At 71.2% G+C, this 17,418-nt stretch carries 17 protein-coding genes; 11 read left to right on the top strand and 6 right to left on the bottom strand.

What is annotated here, in order from left to right:
• The first annotated feature begins 233 nt into the window (after positions 1–233).
• The 5 genes from sdhC (at position 234) to M8J74_RS00065 (ending at position 4,429) form a co-directional block, all read left to right on the top strand.
• Positions 234–614, top strand: coding sequence for a succinate dehydrogenase, cytochrome b556 subunit (gene sdhC / locus M8J74_RS00085; RefSeq protein WP_079078007.1), 381 nt, complete (start codon positions 234–236; stop codon positions 612–614).
• Positions 615–619: 5 nt separating this feature from the next.
• Positions 620–1,102: a succinate dehydrogenase hydrophobic membrane anchor subunit gene (locus M8J74_RS00080; RefSeq protein WP_058923626.1), complete on the top strand. Its 483-nt coding sequence runs from the start codon at positions 620–622 to the stop codon at positions 1,100–1,102.
• A gap of 19 nt (positions 1,103–1,121) precedes the next feature.
• The gene (sdhA, locus tag M8J74_RS00075; RefSeq protein ID WP_249834419.1) at positions 1,122–2,876 is read left to right on the top strand and encodes a succinate dehydrogenase flavoprotein subunit; all 1,755 of its coding nucleotides are present in this window, start codon (positions 1,122–1,124) and stop codon (positions 2,874–2,876) included.
• Positions 2,876–3,655: a succinate dehydrogenase iron-sulfur subunit gene (locus M8J74_RS00070; RefSeq protein ID WP_058923628.1), complete on the top strand. Its 780-nt coding sequence runs from the start codon at positions 2,876–2,878 to the stop codon at positions 3,653–3,655. The genes sdhA and M8J74_RS00070 overlap by 1 nt, the downstream gene beginning before the upstream one ends.
• Positions 3,656–3,856: 201 nt before the next feature.
• Entirely contained in the window at positions 3,857–4,429 is a 573-nt protein-coding gene (locus tag M8J74_RS00065; RefSeq protein WP_249834418.1) for a hypothetical protein, read from the top strand.
• Between the two features lie 3 nt (positions 4,430–4,432).
• Here the strand turns inward: M8J74_RS00065 and M8J74_RS00060 are convergent, their stop codons facing one another.
• Positions 4,433–6,907, bottom strand: coding sequence for a DUF4132 domain-containing protein (locus tag M8J74_RS00060; RefSeq protein ID WP_249834417.1), 2,475 nt, complete (start codon positions 6,905–6,907; stop codon positions 4,433–4,435).
• Positions 6,904–7,296, bottom strand: coding sequence for a hypothetical protein (locus M8J74_RS00055; protein ID WP_249834416.1), 393 nt, complete (start codon positions 7,294–7,296; stop codon positions 6,904–6,906). The genes M8J74_RS00060 and M8J74_RS00055 overlap by 4 nt, the downstream gene beginning before the upstream one ends.
• Before the next feature lie 68 nt (positions 7,297–7,364).
• On the opposite strand from M8J74_RS00055, the gene M8J74_RS00050 reads away from it, so the two are divergent.
• The 4 genes from M8J74_RS00050 (at position 7,365) to M8J74_RS00035 (ending at position 9,526) form a co-directional block, all read left to right on the top strand.
• Positions 7,365–7,775: a VOC family protein gene (locus M8J74_RS00050; RefSeq protein ID WP_249834415.1), complete on the top strand. Its 411-nt coding sequence runs from the start codon at positions 7,365–7,367 to the stop codon at positions 7,773–7,775.
• A gap of 98 nt (positions 7,776–7,873) precedes the next feature.
• The gene (locus M8J74_RS00045; RefSeq protein ID WP_058928225.1) at positions 7,874–8,281 is read left to right on the top strand and encodes a hypothetical protein; all 408 of its coding nucleotides are present in this window, start codon (positions 7,874–7,876) and stop codon (positions 8,279–8,281) included.
• Positions 8,278–8,775, top strand: coding sequence for a thiol-disulfide oxidoreductase DCC family protein (locus M8J74_RS00040; RefSeq protein ID WP_249834414.1), 498 nt, complete (start codon positions 8,278–8,280; stop codon positions 8,773–8,775). Before M8J74_RS00045 ends, M8J74_RS00040 begins: the two co-directional genes overlap by 4 nt.
• 10 nt (positions 8,776–8,785) lie before the next feature.
• On the top strand, positions 8,786–9,526 hold the full coding sequence (locus M8J74_RS00035; protein ID WP_249834413.1) for a TetR family transcriptional regulator: 741 nt from the start codon (positions 8,786–8,788) through the stop codon (positions 9,524–9,526).
• A 5-nt stretch (positions 9,527–9,531) separates the two neighbouring features.
• On the opposite strand, the gene M8J74_RS00030 is transcribed toward M8J74_RS00035, so the two are convergent.
• Positions 9,532–11,934 carry an MMPL family transporter gene (locus M8J74_RS00030; RefSeq protein WP_249834608.1) on the bottom strand — a complete coding sequence of 801 codons (2,403 nt, stop codon included), beginning with the start codon at positions 11,932–11,934 and terminating at the stop codon, positions 9,532–9,534.
• 173 nt (positions 11,935–12,107) lie between these two features.
• Here M8J74_RS00030 and M8J74_RS00025 point away from each other — a divergent pair, with 173 nt between their 5' ends.
• Both M8J74_RS00025 and M8J74_RS00020 read left to right on the top strand, forming a co-directional pair.
• Entirely contained in the window at positions 12,108–12,797 is a 690-nt protein-coding gene (locus M8J74_RS00025) for a response regulator transcription factor (RefSeq protein WP_249834412.1), read from the top strand.
• Complete coding sequence (locus M8J74_RS00020) at positions 12,794–14,251, top strand: sensor histidine kinase (RefSeq protein ID WP_249834411.1); 1,458 nt, start codon at positions 12,794–12,796, stop codon at positions 14,249–14,251. Before M8J74_RS00025 ends, M8J74_RS00020 begins: the two co-directional genes overlap by 4 nt.
• A gap of 24 nt (positions 14,252–14,275) precedes the next feature.
• On the opposite strand, the gene M8J74_RS00015 is transcribed toward M8J74_RS00020, so the two are convergent.
• From M8J74_RS00015 to M8J74_RS00005, 3 genes are all read right to left on the bottom strand, one after another.
• A complete protein-coding gene (locus M8J74_RS00015) occupies positions 14,276–14,677 on the bottom strand; it encodes an ATP-binding protein (protein ID WP_249834410.1) in 402 nt (133 codons plus the stop codon).
• Positions 14,678–14,773: 96 nt separating this feature from the next.
• Positions 14,774–16,330: an ABC transporter substrate-binding protein gene (locus tag M8J74_RS00010; RefSeq protein WP_249834409.1), complete on the bottom strand. Its 1,557-nt coding sequence runs from the start codon at positions 16,328–16,330 to the stop codon at positions 14,774–14,776.
• Positions 16,331–16,547: 217 nt separating this feature from the next.
• Positions 16,548–17,418, bottom strand: an 871-nt coding sequence (locus M8J74_RS00005) for a metallophosphoesterase (RefSeq protein ID WP_249834408.1), incomplete at its 5' end; no start/stop codon positions are given.

The following is a 17,418-nucleotide window of genomic DNA, read 5'->3' as shown; positions in this document are numbered from 1 at the left end:
GCGGGCGCGACCAGCCCCCACGCGCCCGCACCCGGCAGATAACGGGACACCCCGCCCCAACAAGCCCCTGCGCTCACCCATCCGCGTGCCACTTTGATCACACCGGTAGGCCCGGCGTAAGCGCCGCAAGCAACCGTCGTTAGGATGCTGGGGGCCGGTGGACCGTACCCGGCCGGGCCCGACCGACAGGCAAAGCCGGCGCGGCCCCAATCCCCGCTCCCGGAGGGACTTCCGTGCCGGCTGGAACGCTGTACCGCGGCCGGGAAGGAATGTGGTCCTGGGTGGCTCACCGAGTCACCGGCGTCCTCATCTTCTTCTTCCTGTTCGTTCACGTGCTGGACACCGCTCTCGTCCGTGTGTCTCCCGAGGCCTACGACAAGGTCGTGGCCACGTACAAGACCCCGATCGTCGCCGCGCTGGAGTACGGCCTCGTCGCCGCCATCCTCTTCCACGCGCTCAACGGCCTGCGCGTCATCGCCGTCGACTTCTGGTCGAAGGGCCCGCGCTACCAGAAGCAGATGCTCTGGTCCGTCGTGGGCGTCTGGGTCGTGCTGATGATCGGGGCGATCTACCCCGTCCTCGGCCACGCCGCTCGTGAACTCTTCGGGAGCTGACACCCATGGCCACCACCGAATCCACCGCTTCCGGCGTCGGCCCCGTCGAGGGCGAGTCCCTCTACAACGTCGACAACCCGGCACCCCTCATCGAGGCCCCGCGCAAGCGCACCAAGAAGTCCCCGAAGTCCACCCGGGGCAACTTCGAGATGTACGGCTGGCTGTTCATGCGCCTGTCCGGCATCGTGCTGGTCGTCCTGGTCCTGGGCCACCTGCTGATCCAGCTCGTGCTGGACGGCGGTGTGTCGAAGATCGGCTTCGCCTTCGTGGCCGGCCGCTGGGCCTCGCCGTTCTGGCAGGTCTGGGACCTGCTGATGCTCTGGCTCGCGATGCTGCACGGCGCGAACGGCCTGCGTACCGTCATCAACGACTACGCGGAGCGCGCGAACACCCGGCTGTGGCTGAAGGGCCTGCTCTACACCGCCACGGTGTTCACCATCCTGCTGGGCACGCTGGTGATCTTCACCTTCGACCCGAACATCCGCTAGGCACGGGGCTGCGAGAATCATGAAGATCCACAAGTACGACACCGTCATCGTCGGCGCCGGTGGCGCCGGTATGCGCGCCGCCATCGAGTCGACGAAGCGCAGCCGCACCGCCGTGCTGACCAAGCTCTACCCCACCCGCTCCCACACGGGCGCCGCGCAGGGCGGCATGGCCGCCGCGCTGGCGAACGTGGAGGAGGACAACTGGGAGTGGCACACCTTCGACACGGTCAAGGGCGGTGACTACCTGGTCGACCAGGACGCCGCCGAGATCCTGGCGAAGGAGGCCATCGACTCCGTCCTCGACCTGGAGAAGATGGGCCTGCCGTTCAACCGCACCCCGAACGGCACGATCGACCAGCGCCGCTTCGGCGGGCACTCCCGCAACCACGGCGAGGCCCCGGTCCGCCGGTCCTGCTACGCCGCGGACCGCACCGGCCACATGATCCTCCAGACGCTGTACCAGAACTGCGTCAAGGAGGGCGTGGAGTTCTTCAACGAGTTCTACGTCCTGGACCAGCTGATCACTGAGGTCGACGGCGTCAGGCGCTCGGCCGGTGTCGTCGCCTACGAGCTGGCGACCGGTGAGATCCACGTCTTCCAGGCGAAGGCCGTGATCTACGCGTCCGGCGGCTGCGGCAAGTTCTTCAAGGTGACGTCCAACGCGCACACGCTGACCGGTGACGGCCAGGCCGCGGTGTACCGGCGCGGGCTGCCGCTGGAGGACATGGAGTTCTTCCAGTTCCACCCGACCGGCATCTGGCGCATGGGCATCCTGCTGACGGAGGGCGCCCGCGGTGAGGGCGGCATCCTGCGCAACAAGGACGGCGAGCGCTTCATGGAGAAGTACGCGCCGGTCATGAAGGACCTCGCGTCCCGTGACGTCGTCTCGCGCTCCATCTACACGGAGATCCGCGAGGGCCGCGGCTGCGGTCCCGAGGGCGACCACGTCTACCTCGACCTCACGCACCTCCCGCCGGAGCAGCTGGACGCCAAGCTGCCCGACATCACGGAGTTCGCGCGCACCTACCTCGGCATCGAGCCCTACACGGACCCGATCCCGATCCAGCCGACCGCGCACTACGCGATGGGCGGCATCCCGACGAACGTCGAGGGTGAGGTCCTGGCGGACAACACCACCGTCGTCCCGGGTCTGTACGCGGCCGGCGAGGTCGCCTGCGTGTCCGTGCACGGCGCCAACCGCCTGGGCACGAACTCGCTGCTGGACATCAACGTCTTCGGCCGCCGGGCCGGCATCGCCGCGGCGGAGTACAGCCAGAAGGCCGACTTCGTCGAGCTGCCCGAGAACCCGGCGCAGCTGGTGATCGACCAGGTCGAGCGGCTGCGTTCCTCGACCGGCACCGAGCGGGTGTCCGTGCTCCGCCGGGAGCTGCAGGAGACCATGGACGCCAACGTCATGGTGTTCCGCACCGAGCAGACGATCAAGACGGCCGTCGAGAAGATCGCCGAGCTGCGCGAGCGCTACAAGAACGTCGCGATCCAGGACAAGGGCCGGCGGTTCAACACCGACCTGCTGGAGGCGATCGAGCTGGGCAACCTGCTCGACCTGGCCGAGGTCATGGCCGTCTCCGCGCTGGCCCGCAAGGAGTCCCGCGGCGGTCACTACCGCGAGGACTACCCCAACCGCGACGACGTCAACTTCATGCGCCACACCATGGCGTACCGCGAGGTGGGCGACGACGGCACCGAGTCCATCCGTCTCGACTACAAGCCGGTCGTCCAGACCCGCTACCAGCCGATGGAGCGTAAGTACTGATGGCTACCCCGACTCTGGAGAAGGCGGACGCGGCAGGAGCGCCCGAGCCCGGTTTCGCCGACTCCCCGTACATCACGGTCACCTTCCGCATCCGCCGCTTCAACTCCGAGGTCTCGGCCGAGGCGGTCTGGGAAGACTTCCAGCTGGAGATCGACCCGAAGGAGCGCGTCCTCGACGGCCTCCACAAGATCAAGTGGGAGCTGGACGGCACGCTGACCTTCCGCCGCTCCTGCGCCCACGGCATCTGCGGTTCCGACGCCATGCGCATCAACGGCAAGAACCGTCTCGCCTGCAAGACGCTGATCAAGGACATCAACCCCGAGAAGCCGATCACGGTCGAGCCCATCAAGGGCCTGACGGTGCTGAAGGACCTCGTGGTCGACATGGAGCCGTTCTTCCAGGCGTACCGGGACGTCATGCCCTTCCTCATCACGAAGGACACGAACGAGCCCACGCGCGAGCGGCTGCAGACGGCCGAGGACCGCGAGCGCTTCGACGACACCACCAAGTGCATCCTGTGCGCCGCGTGCACGTCGTCCTGCCCGGTCTTCTGGAACGACGGCCAGTACTTCGGTCCGGCCGCCATCGTCAACGCGCACCGCTTCATCTTCGACTCGCGTGACGAGGCGGGCGAGCAGCGCCTGGAGATCCTCAACGACCGCGACGGCGTGTGGCGCTGCCGCACGACCTTCAACTGCACGGACGCCTGCCCGCGCGGCATCGAGGTCACGAAGGCGATCCAGGAGGTCAAGCGAGCCCTGATCACCCGCCGCTTCTGACCTTCCGGTCCCCGCCTCAGGGCCCTGTTTCCACCATTTCGGAAACAGGGCCCTGAGGCGTTCTGGCTGGTTGGCGCTCCTCCGGAAGGGAACGCTCCGGGGACTCGGTGATCAAGTGGCGGCCGGCGTGGGGCTGCTGGCAAGATGGTGCGCCGGCCGGGCCGTCCGACAGGGCACGGCCGGGGGACGGGGGACGAGCGCATGACCGAGCCGAATCCGTATCAGGGTGGAGCGGGCGAGTGGGGACCGGGCAAGCCGCCCGCGCAGCCCCCGACGACGCCCCCGCCGGGGTACGGCTACCCCAACTCCGCACCCGGTTACGGCTATCCGCAGCAGCCCGCGACACCGGCGTACGGCTATCCCGCGCAAACCCCCACTCCGCCCTACGGCCACCCGCAGCAGCCGGGTGCGCCGGCCCCGGCGGGTGGCGCGCCGCTGGTTGCCATCGGCGACATCACGGTGATGGGCGATCAGATCATCACGCCCGCCGGCACCATGCCTCTGCGCGGCGCGGTGTGGAACGCCACCGACATGTCGCACACCGAGGAGAAGATCCCGACGGTCGCCATCGTGCTCGCGATCATCTTCTTCATCTTCTGTCTGCTCGGTCTGTTCTTCCTTCTGATGAAGGAGAAGAGGACGACCGGCTTCATCCAGGTCACCGTGACCAGCGCGGGCCGGCACCACTCGACGATGATCCCGGCCCAGGGCCCGCACACGTTCCCCGCGGTCATGGGGCAGATCAACTACGCCCGTTCACTGAGCAGCATGTGATCCTCACAGCTGGCTCAGGATCGTCGGGTCCGTGATGTTCAGGTCGTCGGCCAGCATCAGGGCCTTGCTGAGGATCACTCCCAGCATGCGGTCGCCCTCGTAGGGCAGGTAGCCCGTCTGCGGGGTGGCCGGGGCGGACTTCGGGACGATGCAAAGGTACTGGTCGTTCGGGGTCATGAGGATGTTGCCCGAGCCGAGGTGGATCTTGTACGTGTGGCGCTCGCCCTTCACGTGCAGGAAGCGGCCCTCGACGGTGCAGCGGTCGGCTATGGCGAGGCGGGGTACGAGGCGTTCGAGCAGCGCCCTGCGGGTCTCGGCGCTCTGGTTGAGCGCGCCGAAGCTGTAGCCCGACCAGTACGCGCGGAACCGGCCCTCCGGGCCGCCGTCCTGCCAGGTGGGGTCGTTGCCGACGCTGGACACTCCGACGAACAGGTCGACGTCGCGCAGGACTTCGGACAGGACGAGGGGCGGGACGTCGGTGAGGGGCAGCGGGTCGACGGGGCCGGCGCCGGCGCGCGGCCACATGCGGTACTCGCCGCCGCAGCAGTGCGCCCAGTTCTCCGGGGCGTCGATCGGGTAGAAGCGGACCTGGTCGGTGCGCAGGCGCAGGAAGCTGCCGGAGCCGGCGGTGATGTCGTCGCCGCCGTCTCCGTCGCCCTCGATCCAGTACTCGGCGCGCAGTCCCCACCGCGGCAGCTCGCGGGTGGCCGGCGGTGCCTCGTCGTCGACCATCAGCCGCAGCCGGTTGCGCCAGCCGCGGACCGCGGCCAGCGAGTGGAACTGGTGCTGGCGCAGGATGTGCGCCGCGAAGCGGTTGGAGTACGTGCCGGTCGCGCGCTCGGCGTCGGTGAGGAGGTAGACCTCGCGGTGGGCCTGCTTGAACGGCTGGGTGATGCCGTGCCGCTCCAGCCAGTCCCGCCAGGCGACGATCTCGGCGGGCTCGTGCCCGACGGGGTGCCAGAGCGCGACCTGCGCCCCGTCGCCCACCGGCTCGTCGGTGAGGGTGCGCAGGGCGCCGTCCGCGTAGCCGGCGGTCCTGCCGTCGACGGTCCACAGCAGGCGGCGGGCGAGGGTGCCGACCAGGGGATGGTCCAGGTAGCGCTCGCGCCAGGCGGCGTAGGGCCAGGTGCGCCGGGCGAGGAACTGGCGGTCCAGGCGCTCGCTCTGCGCGGAGAGCATCTTGTCGATGTCCTTGACGGCGGCCTTGAGCTCCTTGAGCTCGTCGGGGTGGTCGCGTCGGACGGCCGCGGGGACCGCCTTGACCGTCCTGCCGGCGGCGTTGCGCCAGCCGAGCAGGCACCGGGTGCCCTCGACCTGGAGGACGGCCGTGGCCTCCCCGAACCGGCGCTCCGCGCGCCCGACCTCGGTCAGCCCGTAGGCGGGGACGGCGAGTTCCTCGATCTCCTCGCGGCCGAGCCCCAGGTCGGCGGCCCGCTTCTGCAGTGCGGCGTCGACGAGCTTGGCCGTGGCCTTGTACGTCACCCGGGTCGCCAGCCGGGCCAGTTCGGCGAGGGCGGCCTCGCCGTCCAGGCGGGAGAGGGCGAGGACACCGGCGTTGGCGACCTTCGGGTTGCGCGGGCCGACGCCGGGGACCTTCTTCAGCGAGGTCTCGACGAGGGCGCCCAGGGCGCGGGCGGTGCCGGGGTGCGGCGGGAGGAGGGAGAGCATCCAGGCGAGCCCCCGCAGGGCGTTGGCGTTGTAGGGGTCGTAGGTCTGGTTGACGGGGTCCGTCGGGTAGCCCTCCCGCAGGGGGAAGGTCCTGGGGCGGCCGACGAGGGCGAGCCAGGGCAGGGCGGTGGCCCGGACGTGCTCGGCGCCGACGGCCTCGATCAGGGCGCGGGCCCGCCGGTCCCACTTGGGGCTGGGCTTGGCCGCGGTGGCCGTGGCCAGGTGGGCGAGCAGGTCCTGCCAGTCGGGGCTGCCGGCGTCGCTCATCGCCTGCTCGGCCCACGGCTCGCCGACGTTGAGGGCGGGCGCGGTGAGCTTCTTCGCGAGCACGGCCACCGGGTCGTCGCTGTCGAGGTAGGAGTCGAGGGCGGCGCGGCGGTAGAAGGCGACGACGGCGGGGGCGAGGCGCCGGCCGCAGGACAGTTCGGCCTCGGCGAGGACCGCGGAGTGCGAGCCGTACCAGTGGCCGTGCTGCCGGCCGAGCTCGTCCAGCGCCTTCAGCCGCTCGACGGAGAGCCGGTCGCCGGGCAGGCCGCGCCCGAGGATGCCGACGAGCGTCAGGGCGTGTCCGCGGGCGTTCGAGCCCTCGCTCACCGAGTGGTACAGCGCCACGAGTTCGTCGGCGAGCAGCGCGCGCGTCTCCTCGGGCAGGGCGCGCAGCCGGTCCAGGACGCCGGCCCACAGGCCGTTCCACGCGCCGTTGTTGGCGGCCGCGGCCCTGAGCAGGTCGACGGCCAGCTCCCCCAGCTCGCCGTCGGCGGCCCGCTGCCCGACCAGGTCCTTGTACCTCTGGATCTCCCCCACCGTCATCCCCCCACCAGCGGTACCAGCTTGAGAAACGTGACCTCGGTGCCGGGCGCGAGCTCGATCTCCTCGTCCGGCTCGGTGACCTGGCGGTCGCCGACCAGCACCAGGAAGCCGTTCGCGGCGAAGGCCCTCAGCGCCAGCTCGGTCTGCGCTTCGGGGTCTATTCGCCGCGGGGTGCGCAGCGCGTACCCGTTCAGCACCCGCTCGGTGTCCTCGGGCTGCACCAGCCCCTGGAACACGCCGGGCGTGCGCGTGTTGTACTCGGCGACCTCCTGGAAGACCCGGCGCCGGATCAGCTCACGCACGGTGAGCCGCTCCTCGGCGACCTCAAGCCGCCGGCCGGCTCCCCGCTCCCCCGCGGTCGTCTCGTCGACGAACGTCACGATTGCCATGCCGACGACGGTACGGGCCGCCACTGACAATCACGGGTTCCGGGCGGATCGGCACCTATTGTGACGTTATGTCAGATGACGAGTCCTACGAACTGCTCGGGTTCGACAACGTCCTGCTGCCGGTCGGCGACCTCGGCGGCGCGGTCGACTTCTACGAGCGCGCGGGGTTCGCGGTGGGGTTCCGGTTCGACGAGGCCGGGATCGCGCTGCTGAAGGTCGGGGGCGAGACGCCCGGGATCCTGCTGCGCCAGGAGGAGGGGCTGGGGCACCGGCCGCCGCCGTGGGCGTCCCCGCGGCTGTGGATCGAGGTGCCGGACGCGCGGGCGGCGGCACGCGCCCTCGCCGGGGCGGGCATCGCGCCCCTGGACGAGCCGTCCTCGGTGGCCACGGGCTGGACGGTGGAGATCGCCGATCCGTGGGGGAACGTCATCGGCTTCGCGGACTACACGAAGCGGCCGGAGCTGGGCCGCAGGACCTGATCGGAAAGCCACCCCGACATCCCTGTTGAACACGTTCAAAAAGAGGTCTACAGTTCACCTCTGTCAGCGTTTTGAACGCGTTCAAGAAGGGGTGGGGCATGGACCGTACGGTCATCGCCTACGTCATCTACCTGCTGGTCAGCGTCGCGCTCACCATCTGGGTGGCCCGCACGCTCAGCCGCAACGGGCGGATCTTCCTCGCCGACGTGCTGCACGGCAACGAGCAGCTCGCCGACGCCGTGAACCACCTCCTGGTGGTCGGCTTCTACCTCGTCAACCTCGGCTTCGTCGCCCTCTACCTCAGCAGCGACCAGACCATCGAGGACACCCGGGGGATCTTCGAGGCCCTGTCGACCAAGCTCGGCGTGGTGCTGCTGGTGCTCGGCGTGATGCACCTGGGCAACGTCTACGTCCTCAACAAGATCCGGCGGCGCGGGGTCATGGAGCGCGAGCAGATGCCGCCGGTCGGCCCGCAGGACTGGGTCGCCCCCCAGGCCGGGGCGTGAGCGGCACCTCGGCGGGCCGGGTCCCGGTCCGCCGGCTGACCGTCCTGTACGACGCCGACTGCTCGCTGTGCACGTACCTGCGGGACTGGCTGAACCGGCAGCCGCAGCTCGTGCCGCTGGAGCTCGTGCCCGCGAACTCGGACAGGGCCCGGCGGCGCTTTCCCACCCTGGACCACCGGGCCACCCTCGACGACATCACCGTCGTGGGCGACGCCGGTCAGGTCTACCGGGGCGCCGCCGCCTGGATCGTCACCCTGTGGGCGCTGCGCGAGCACCGGCCGCTCGCGCACCGGCTCAGCACCCCGGCGGGCGCGCCGTTCGCCAAGGGGGCGGCGCTGGCGGCGGCGAAGTGGCGGGGCTCGCAGCGGGGGCAGAGCCCCGAGCGGTGGGGCGGGCAGGCGTACGGGCGCATGGACGGCTGGTCCTACGACCCGGCGCACGGCTGGACCCACACCGTCCCGGGCTGCGGCGACGGCACCTGCCCCACCCCGTAGGCTCTCGTCCGTGCCTGCGAAGAACGACAGCCCCGACGAGGGCACCGCACCGACCACCAAGTCCGAGCAGACCCGCGCGCTGATCCTGGAGACGGCCATGCGGCTCTTCCAGGAGCGCGGCTACGACAAGACGACGATGCGGGCGATCGCCCAGGAGGCCGGCGTCTCCGTGGGCAACGCGTACTACTACTTCGCCGGCAAGGAACACCTGATCCAGGGCTTCTACGACCGCCTCGCCGCCGAGCACCGGCTGGCGATCCGGGAGGTCCTGGACCGGGAGACCGAACTGGAGGCGCGGCTCGCGGGCGTGCTGAAGCTGTGGCTGGACATCGCGACGCCGTACCACGAGTTCGCCGTCCAGTTCTTCAAGAACGCCGCCGACCCGGACAGCCCGCTCAGCCCGTTCTCCCCGGAGTCGGAGCACGCGCGCGAGGAGGCGATCTCCGTCCACCGGGAGGTGCTCGCGGGGGCGACGAAGACGAAGGTCCCCGAGGAACTGCGGGACGTCCTGCCCGAGTTGATGTGGCTGTCCCAGATGGGACTCGTCCTGTACTGGATCTTCGACCGGACCGAGGGCCGGCAGCGCAGCTACCGGCTCGCCGAACGGGGGGCCCGGCTGACGGCCCGGGGCGTGTCGCTGGCCCGCTTCCGGGTGCTGCGCCCGCTGGTGCGGGAGGTGCACGAGCTGTTCACGGACTTCCTGCCGGGGATGACCAAGGTGCTGCCCACCCCCGGCAAGTCCGGTTCCTAGCGCGGTCAGTTGACCGCGTCCACCTCGCCCTCGGCGAGCTCCACGTCGTACACCAGCGGCCCGCCCTCGACCACGACCTGCCGCGCCCGCGTGCCGTACGGCTCGGCCGTGACCGTCAGCAGGTAGGTCGCCGGGCCCGGCACGGACAGGATGTAGGAGCCGTCCGCGAGCGACCGCACCCGGTCCAGCTGGCGGCCGCCCTTCGACAGCAGCGTCACGGAGGCGCCGTCCACCGGCTCGCCGTCGGCGGTGCGGACGAAGCCGTGGACCGCCGAGGCCGGCCCGTCCGGGCCCACCGCCTCCGCCTCGTCCTTCGGCTCGACCGCCAGATGCGGCAGCCGCTTGTCCAGCCAGGCCGGCAGCCACCAGTTGGAGTTGCCCAGCAGGTGCATCGCGGCCGGCACCAGCGCCGTCCGCAGGACGAAGGCGTCGAGGGCGACCGCCGCCGCCAGGCCCACGCCCGCCATCGCCGCGCCCGAGTCGCCGCTCAGGACGAAGGCGAGGAACACGCAGACCATGATCAGGGCGGCGGAGTTGATGACGCGGCTGGTCTCCGCCAGGCCCACGCGCACCGCGCGCGCGTTGTCCCTGGTGTGCACCCACTCCTCGTGCATCCGGCTCACCAGGAACACCTGGTAGTCCATGGACAGGCCGAAGAGCAGGGACAGCATGATGACCGGCAGGAAGGCGTTGATCGGGCCCTCCTTGCCGAGGTTCAGCAGGTCCAGGCCCCAGCCCCACTGGAAGATCGCGACCAGGACGCCGAAGGAGGCCGCCGCGGCGATCAGGTTCATCAGGGCCGCCGTCAGCGGCACGACCAGGGAGCGGAAGGCGACCAGCAGGAGCAGGAAGCCCAGGCCGATGATGGTCGCGATGAACAGCGGCAGTCGGTCGCCGGTCACGGCCGCGAAGTCCTTCGAGACGGCCGTCACACCGCCCACGTGGGCCTCGGCCCCGGCCCGCGGGATCACCTGGTCGCGCAGGGTGTCGATGAGGTCGTCGGTCTGCTTGGACTGCGGGGACGTCGTCGGCACGACCTGGATCACGGTCACGCCCTTCGCGGGCGGCAGCGCGGCCGCCTGCGCCACGCCGGGGGTCGCCCGGATGTCCTTGACCAGCGTGGTCGCGTCGCCGCCGACGGTGACCACCTGCAGCGGCCCGTTGAAGCCGGGGCCGAAGCCCTCGGCCAGCAGGTCGTAGGCCTTCCTGGTGGTCGTCGACGCCTGGTCGTTGCCCTGGTCGGTGGCGCCCAGGCGGAGCGAGAGGACGGGGACGGCGAGGACGGCCATGACGACCAGGGCGAGCGCGGCGATCCTGCGGGGCCGCTTCTGGACGTTCGCCGACCAGCGGGCGGCGATACCGCTCGCGTGCTCCGTCTCGGGCCCCTCGGCGGCGAGGCGGCGGCGCTGGCGGCGGCTGAGGACGCGCGGGCCGAGGAAGCCGAGCAGGGCCGGCAGGAGGGTCGTGGCGGCCAGCACGCTCAGCACGACCGTCAGCGAGGTGCCGATGACCACGCCGTCCAGGAAGCGCAGCCGGGTGACGAGCATGCCGGCGAGCGCGATGCAGACGGTGCCGCCCGCGAACAGCACGGCACGTCCGGAGGTGTTGAGGGCGGTGACAGCCGACTCCTCGGGGTCCATGCCGCGCAGGATGCCGCGCCGGTGCCGGGTGACGATGAACAGCGCGTAGTCGATGCCGACGCCGAGGCCGATCAGGGAGGCCAGCAGCGGGGCGATGTCGGGGATGTCGGTGCTGTGGCTGAGCAGCTGGGTGGAGAACAGGCCCATGCCGACGCCGAAGACGGCGATGGCGATGGGCAGCAGCATCGCGAACAGCGAGCCGAAGGCCAGGAACAGCACGACGGCCGCCGCGACGATGCCGACCATCTCCGACAGGCCCTGGGGCGGCTCCTGGACGCGCTGGATGGCCTGGCCGCCCAGCTCCACGTGCAGACCGCCCGTCCGCGCCGCCTGCGCGGTGTCGAGGACGTTCTGCACGAGGTCCTTGGGCACCTCGTTCGCCCGCTTGGCGAAGGTCAGCTGCGCGTAGGCGATGGTGCCGTCGCGGCTGATCTGGGCCGCGCCCCGGGGGCCGGCGTAGGGGCTGGTGACCGCGCCGACGCCGGGCATCCCCGCGATCTTGTCGAGGGCGGGCCGGACGCGGTCCTGGACCGCCTTGTCCGTGACCGAGCCCCGGTCGACCTTCCACACCACGGTGTCGGTGTCGCCCGAGGTGTTCGGGAAGGCCTTCTCCATCAGGTCGTACGCGCTCTTGGAGTCCGTGTCCGGGAGGGAGAAGACGTTCGCGTAGTTCGTCCCCGCCGTCGAGGCCGAGAAGCCCAGCCCGAACAGCGCCCCCACCCACAGCAACAGGACCACCAGCCGGTGCCGGTAGCACCACCGTGCCAATGCCGCCACGATCAAAGCTCCTTCGTCGTCATCCGGTCGTCGGTCGGTCCCCCAGGTCCTGGGCAACAGGATCGGGACCCCCACGCGCGCGTGGGGGGAATCGGCCATGACTCTCAAGGAACTCCAAAGTCGGTTCGGGCCCGGCTGTCAGTGGCCCGCCCGATACTGGGGGCATGACGACGGCTCCAGGCACCGTGCTGGTGGTGGAGGACGAGCCGAGCATCGCGGACGTCCTCGCCATCGCCCTGCGCTACCACCGCTTCGAGGTGATGGTCGCGGGCACCGTCCGCGAGGCCCTCGCGCTCGCCGAGCGCACCCGGCCGGACGCGGCGCTGCTCGACGTCATGCTCCCGGACGGCGACGGGCGCGCGCTGGGCCGCGAACTGCGCGACCGGCAGCCGGACCTGGCCCTGGTCTTCCTCACCGCGCGCGACTCACCGGCCGAGATCGTCGGCGCCCTCGGCTTCGGCGACGACTACATCACCAAGCCGTTCAACATCGACGAGGTCGTCGCCCGCATCACGGCGGTGCTGCGCCGCACCCGGCCGGCCGACGTGCTCCCGCAGCGGCCCCCGCTGCGCTACGGCGACCTGGAGCTGGACGAGACGACGTACAGCGTCCACCGCGCGGGCCGCAGCGTCGAACTCACGCCCACCGAGTACGCGCTGCTGCGCTTCCTGGTGCGCAACGGCGGCCGGATCGTGCCCAAGGAGCAACTGCTGCGGCACGTCTGGCAGTACGAGCACACTCCGCCCGAGTCGACCGTGGTGGAGACCTACATCAGCTATCTGCGCCGCAAACTGGACGCCCTGGGGCCGCCGGTGATCACCACGCGGCGTGGCGTGGGATACGGGCTGGCATGAGGTGCCGCTGGCTGAACTGCGAGCGCGGCCTGCACTCGCTGCGCGCCAAGCTCACGCTGACCACCGTCGCGCTGCTCGCCCTCGGCATCGTCGCGGCGACCGCCGTCAGCCTGATGGGCATGCGGTACTACCTGCTCGACCAGGTCGACACCGAGCTGACCAAGACCCGTGACTCGCTGGGCGGTTCGCAGCTGACCCTGCGGCAGATCGACTCGCTGAGCGTGCTGGGCTTCGTCCACGACCGGCTCGCCCCGCAGCAGACCGACGAGCGCGCGGCCCCGGACACGATCTACGCCGCCGTCGACGCCGACGGCCACGTCGCCAGCCTCCTAGGCTTCAAGCCCACCGAGGCGCAGCGCGGTCTGAGCCGGGCGGTCGGCGACCCGCACGCCCTGATGCGGCACACCCGGCCGCAGGACGTCAGCGTGCACGGCGCGCTGTACCGCGTCACGGCCACCCGGCTGCCCGACGGCACCTACATCCTGCTGGCCAGCTCCACCGACGCCCTGCACCGGGGCATGCTGAAGGCCCTCAAGCTCGATCTGACCATCGGCACGCTGCTGCTCGCCCTGCTGGCCTGTCTGACGCTGTTCAGCGTGCGGCGGCGGATGCGGCCGCTGGAGGACATGGTGGAGACGTCGTCGGCCATCGCCGAGGGCGACCTGACCCGGCGTGTGCCCTCCAGCCACCACCCCACCCAGGAGGTCGAGCAGCTGCGCCTGGCCCTGAACTCCATGCTGCACCAGGTGGAGTCGGCGTACCGCACCCGGGAGGACAGCGCGGCCCAGCTGCGCCGTTTCGTCGCCGACGCCTCGCACGAACTGCGCACCCCGCTGTCGGCGATACGCGGCTATCTGCAGCTGTACGACAAGGGGATGCTCAGCGATCCGGACGAGCGCAAGCGGGCCTGGGAGCGGGTGCTGGCCGAGACCGACCGCATGGGGCGCCTGGTGGACGAACTGCTCACGCTGGCCCGCCTGGACCAGCAGCCCGAACTGCGCTTCCGCAACGTCGACGTCAGCCGTCTGGTCCGGGACGCCGCCCAGGACCTGCGCGCGCAGCAGCCGGACCGGCCGGTCGAGGTGACCGCCGGCGGCTCCCTGCTGGTGCGCGCCGACGAGTCGGGGCTCCGGCAGGTGCTGGGCAACCTGGTGGGCAACGTCCGCACGCACACACCGGCCGAGGTGCCGGTGCGGCTGGGGGTGGAGCGGGAGGACGGCGTCGTACGGCTGTGTGTCGCGGACGAGGGTCCGGGGCTGTGCGCCGAGGACGCGGCGCGGGTCTTCGACCGGTTCTTCCGGGCCGGCGGGGGCGCGGGCAGCGGCCTGGGGCTGGCCATCGTGCAGGGGGTCGTTCAGGCCCACGGCGGTGAGGTGGCGGTGCGCACGGCGCCCGGGGAGGGCCTCGCGGTCACGGTCACGCTGCCGGCGCGGGCCACCGCCGCGCCGACGTAGCCGCAGGACCACGTCGTACGGCGTTCAGGCGGCCGCGAGGACGAGCGCCCATACGGTCTTGCCGTGGTGGCCGCGGCTCCACACGCCCCAGGCCGCCGCGAGGTTCTCCACCAGGCGCAGTCCGCGGCCGGACTCCTCCGACTCCCCCACCAGGCGTGAACGGGGCTCCTCCTGCCCCTCGTCGGAGACCTCGATGAGGCACGAGCCGTCGGCGAGCGCGGTCACCGCGACCTCGAACTCCCGCTCCTGGAGCGGGCCGTGGCGCACCACGTTGGTCGCCAGTTCGGACACCGGCAGGACGGTGTCCGTCAGGGCCCGGTCGTCCGGCCCGTGCCCCCAGTCGGTCAGGTGGTCCCGCACCCGGCGCCGGGCGAGACCGACGGAGGCCGGATGCCGGGGCAGCCGGAAGGAGTTGCGTCTCGACACGTCCGCTCCTCACCCCACGCACACCTCCGTCACATGGTTCCGCGTGGGGTGAGTACCCGGTGTCGGCCCCGTGGATGTCCGCGGGGCGGCATCGGGTCAGATCCAGTTCAGGCTCCACAGCCGGTAGACGCCGGTGCCGTCGTCCAGGTACTGGCTGCCGCCGACGTCCTCGCTGCTCAGGACGTACTCCTTGCCCTGCCACAGCGGGATCACCGGCACGTCGTGGGCGATGTCCTGCTGGAGCGCGCGCAGGTCGGAGGTGGCGTCGCCGCGGTCGGCGTACTGCTGGCTGGTCCGGATGAGGTGGTCGACGGCGTTGCTGCTGTAGCCGGTGTTCATGGTGGCGCCGGTGCCGACGAGCGTGGCGCCGAAGGTGTCCGCGTCGGGGTAGTCGGCGACCCATCCGACGGCGTAGGCGTCGAGCTTGCCGGTGGCCCACTGCTTCTGGAAGGCGGTCCACTCGTAGCCCTTGAGGGTCACCTTGAACAGGCCGCCGGCCTCCAGCTGCCGCTTGAGGTCCTCGGCCTCCGCCGTCGCGGAGCCGCTGTTCTTCCCGTAGCCGTAGGTGAAGCGGACCGGCAGCGTCACGCCGGCCTCGGTGAGCAGGGCCCTGGCCCGCTGGGCGTTCTGCGTGGGGTAGGCGTCGAAGAACGACGTGGTGTGGCCGGTCAGGCCGGTCGGGATGAGCGAGTACAGCGGGTCGACGGTCCCCTTGTAGACGGTGGCGGCGAGCTGCTCGCGGTTGATCAGCCAGGCCATCGCCCGGCGGACCCGGACGTCGTGCAGGGGCGAGGCGGCGCGGGTGTTGAGGTAGAGGTTGCGGGTCTCGGAGCTGTCGGACTCCGAGAGGCGCTGATGGGGGTCGCTGGCCGACAGTCCGGACAGCACCTGGGGCGGCAGCTGACGGCTGGCCACGTCGACCTGCTTCGCCTTCCACGCGGTGTTCAGGGCGTCCGCGTCGGTGTAGTAGCGCAGTTCGACGGGGCGGCCGGTCCTGCCGATGGCGCCCTTGTAGGAGCTGTTGGGCGACAGGACCGCCCTCTTGCCCTTCGTGTACGCCGTCAGCTTGTACGGGCCGGTTCCGTCGACACCGCCGTCGGTGCGCAGGCTCTTCGCCGGGTACTTCTCCCGGTCGACGATCGCGCCGGCTCCGGTGGCCACCTTGAACGGGAACGTGGCGTCGGGCGAGGACAGCCGGAAGGTGACGGTCGAGCCGCTCGCGTCGACCGACCTGAGGGTGCTCAGGAGGGACGCCGGGCCGACGTCCGACTTGATCGCCCTGACGCGGTCGAAGGAGTACTTGACGTCCTCGGCGGTCATCGCGCGCCCGCTGGGGAAGGTGAGTCCCCTGCGCAGCGTGCAGCGGTACGTCTTCAGGTCGCTGCCGACGAAGGCGCAGCTCCGGGCCGCGTCCGGGACGGGTGCGGCGCCGCCCGCCTCGAAGGTCAGCAGCGACTGGAAGACGTTGCTGAACAACGCCCAGGACCCGGCGTCGTAGGCGCCCGCCGGGTCGAGCGACGTGACGGAGTCCGTCGTGCCGACCGTGATCGTCTTTCCGTTGTCGTCCTGCGACGGCAGCAGCTGCCAGCCGCCGATCCCCACGCCCGCCAGAACGAGCAGCGTCGCGAGTACCCGCATGCGAACCGAACGCATCGGTTGGCCCTCCCCAAGGCCCGAAGGCCCCCCAAAAACACATATGCCACCCCCTAGTGGCGGGGCTCACCTAATCACACGGGTTCGAGCTCCGGGAAGAGCCGTCAGGGGAGTTGGGAAAGACGTTACTACCAGGGGTTTCGGCCGTATTTCACAGCGCCCGCACAGGGGCTTCGGCGGACGGGGGGCGCGGGCGTGCCCGGCACGGAGAGCGCGCTCACGCGCGCGTGGCGGCCAGTTCGATCACGGTGATGTCCGACGGAGCGCCCACGCGCGTGGGCGGGCCCCAGGCGCCGGCTCCCCGGCTGACGTAGAGCTGGGTGTCGCCGTAGCGTTCCAGGCCCGCGACGGTGGGGTTCGCGGCCGCCGCGAGGAGGTTGCCGGGCCAGAGCTGGCCGCCGTGGGTGTGGCCGGACAGCTGGAGGTCGACGTGGTGCCTGACGGCCTCGTGGATCTGGACGGGCTGGTGGGCGAGGAGCACGCAGGCGCGGGCGGTGTCCCGGTCGCCGAGCGCCCTGCCGAAGTCGGGGCCCTGTCCCTCGCTCTCGCCCGCGATGTCGTTGACACCGGCCAGGTCGAAGTACGGCAGCTCGGTGCGGGCGTTCTCCAGAGGGTGCAGCCCGAGCCGCCGCACCTCCTCGACCCACTGCTCGGCGCCCGAGAAGTACTCGTGGTTGCCGGTGACGAAGTAGGAGGGCGCCCGCAGTTGCCGCAGCGGGGCCGCGGCCGGTCCCAGGTTCTTGACGCTGCCGTCGACGAGGTCGCCGACGACCGCGACGATGTCGGGCTGCGTGGAGTTGATCGTGTCGACGACCTTCTGCGCGAAGTCCCGGCCCAGCACCGGCCCCAGGTGGATGTCGCTGACGACGGCGATGCGGTAGCCGTGCGCCGCGCGCGGCAGCTTGGCCAGCGGGACGGTGACCCGCTTGACGCGCGGCCCGCGCAGCACCCCGTAGGTGCCGTAGCCGACGGTGCCCACGGCGGCCGTGGCGGCGGCACCGGCCACGACCCGGGAGACGAAGAGACGGCGGGAGGGGCCGGGGGCGGGGGCGTCCTCGGGCGGCGCGCCGGGGTGTGCGGGCTCGGGC

It is taken from the genome of Streptomyces panaciradicis (assembly GCF_023516615.1).
Classification (GTDB): domain Bacteria; phylum Actinomycetota; class Actinomycetes; order Streptomycetales; family Streptomycetaceae; genus Streptomyces; species Streptomyces panaciradicis.
This window is presented reverse-complemented; position numbering and strand designations above follow the sequence as displayed.

What these genes read in the sequence shown, in the direction of transcription:
- M8J74_RS00080 (WP_058923626.1), top strand. Translation starts at nt 620, where the DNA reads ATGGCCACCACCGAATCCACCGCTTCCGGCGTCGGCCCCGTCGAGGGC.
- sdhA (WP_249834419.1), top strand. Translation starts at nt 1,122, where the DNA reads ATGAAGATCCACAAGTACGACACCGTCATCGTCGGCGCCGGTGGCGCC.
- M8J74_RS00070 (WP_058923628.1), top strand. Translation starts at nt 2,876, where the DNA reads ATGGCTACCCCGACTCTGGAGAAGGCGGACGCGGCAGGAGCGCCCGAG.
- M8J74_RS00065 (WP_249834418.1), top strand. Translation starts at nt 3,857, where the DNA reads ATGACCGAGCCGAATCCGTATCAGGGTGGAGCGGGCGAGTGGGGACCG.
- M8J74_RS00060 (WP_249834417.1), bottom strand. Translation starts at nt 6,907, where the DNA reads ATGACGGTGGGGGAGATCCAGAGGTACAAGGACCTGGTCGGGCAGCGG.
- M8J74_RS00055 (WP_249834416.1), bottom strand. Translation starts at nt 7,296, where the DNA reads ATGGCAATCGTGACGTTCGTCGACGAGACGACCGCGGGGGAGCGGGGA.
- M8J74_RS00050 (WP_249834415.1), top strand. Translation starts at nt 7,365, where the DNA reads ATGTCAGATGACGAGTCCTACGAACTGCTCGGGTTCGACAACGTCCTG.
- M8J74_RS00045 (WP_058928225.1), top strand. Translation starts at nt 7,874, where the DNA reads ATGGACCGTACGGTCATCGCCTACGTCATCTACCTGCTGGTCAGCGTC.
- M8J74_RS00025 (WP_249834412.1), top strand. Translation starts at nt 12,108, where the DNA reads ATGACGACGGCTCCAGGCACCGTGCTGGTGGTGGAGGACGAGCCGAGC.
- M8J74_RS00020 (WP_249834411.1), top strand. Translation starts at nt 12,794, where the DNA reads ATGAGGTGCCGCTGGCTGAACTGCGAGCGCGGCCTGCACTCGCTGCGC.
- M8J74_RS00010 (WP_249834409.1), bottom strand. Translation starts at nt 16,330, where the DNA reads ATGCGTTCGGTTCGCATGCGGGTACTCGCGACGCTGCTCGTTCTGGCG.